The sequence below is a fragment of the Streptococcus vestibularis ATCC 49124 genome (assembly GCF_000188295.1).
Lineage (GTDB): Bacteria > Bacillota > Bacilli > Lactobacillales > Streptococcaceae > Streptococcus > Streptococcus vestibularis.
In genome coordinates this window covers 1-1,366 of the sequence record NZ_GL831120.1, presented here as the reverse complement: position 1 = coordinate 1,366, position 1,366 = coordinate 1, and the positions used below count along the sequence as shown (strand labels likewise).

The 1,366-nt window shown below is 42.2% G+C and carries 1 protein-coding gene; it reads left to right on the top strand.

Annotated features, from left to right (window positions below; translation table 11 throughout):
• Positions 1–527 precede the first annotated feature (527 nt).
• On the top strand, positions 528–1,178 hold the full coding sequence (locus HMPREF9425_RS08995) for a metal-dependent transcriptional regulator (protein ID WP_003093444.1): 651 nt from the start codon (positions 528–530) through the stop codon (positions 1,176–1,178).
• The last annotated feature ends 188 nt before the right edge of the window (positions 1,179–1,366 follow it).

Genomic DNA, 1,366 nt, shown 5'->3' with positions numbered 1-1,366 from the left:
TTTTTCGTTGCTATAAAATACGATGGATACCGTCCTGGAGAAGGACTCGTCAACGTGGGTGAGGGATGCGTTGTAGAAAGCTTCGCATGCGCTTTGCTACCTATTGCTTGTAGTTCCTACCTCCTTGTGCAAAGGTTCCCTTTCGGCTCCAATAAATCTTGTGATATAAGACAGGGGTGTATGGCCCCTTCTAAGATAGCTTGGGAACGGCCTCCCATCAACCCTTGCAGTTCTCTCTGACACATATCTTGGAAAAGAGGGCTGTCAAAGACTAAGACAGAGCAGTAGCAAGCTTGACGTATTGCTTCATACGTACAAGACTGCAATCAGTTTTCTAAGTGGCTGAGACATCTGGTCGTACAGCTCAGCATTTCTAATTCCTGTCGCTGCATCTACATCCTCCTTTTTATTTTGTTCTCATTTTTTTCCATATTAGAATCTTTTACCCCCAGGCAATTCCTATCCACTGGCCAAGCCATTTTGCTCTTTTTTTGATATACTAGAAGGAGAGAAGAAAAGAGGAACCTATGACACCAAATAAAGAAGATTACCTCAAGTGCATCTATGAAATCGGTGCGCAACATGAAAAAATTAGTAACAAAGAGATTGCGGCCCGGATGCAGGTTTCACCTCCAGCCGTGACTGAGATGGTCAAGCGCATGATCTCGGAGAATCTCCTCATTAAGGATAAGCTCCACGGCTATCTGCTCACCGAGCTCGGCTTCCAAACGGTTTCCGATCTTTTTCGCAAGCACCGCTTGATTGAATTGTTTTTACTAAAAAATCTGGACTATACTACTGAAGAAGTTCATGAAGAGGCTGAAGTGCTCGAGCATACTGTCTCCGATCGCTTTATCGATAAATTAGACCAGATGTTAGACACTCCTAAGATCTGTCCTCATGGAGGGACCATTCCACCGAAAGGAAAACTTCTTATCGAGGCTTACCAGGATCGTTTGAGCGATGTCAGCGAACCAGGAACCTATCGTTTGCGAAGAGTCCAGGATACTTTTGAATTACTCAATTTTTTAGAACAAATCCAACTGAAGATCGGGGATGACATCCTTCTAAAGGGGTACGATGATTACACTGGTCTCTTTCAACTCAAGATTAAGGGGCAAGAAGTTCAAATCAATCACCTAATCGCCCAACAACTTTACATAGAAAAACATGATTAAGGGTATGTCAGATTGAAGAAAAGTCCTCAGAAGTTATACTTCTGGGGACTTTTCTTGCGTTATACCAGAGAAAAAGGAAAGTGCAAAATGGAAGATAAGGGTGGACTTACTTTGGCATGTCTAAATATCAAAAATTGGTAAAAATGATGGTAGGATTAAGTGCGAATATAAAAAAGACAAACCTCAAA

Bases quoted from the DNA above. Each gene is read 5' to 3' on its own strand.
- HMPREF9425_RS08995 (WP_003093444.1), top strand. From the start codon at position 528: ATGACACCAAATAAAGAAGATTACCTCAAGTGCATCTATGAAATCGGT.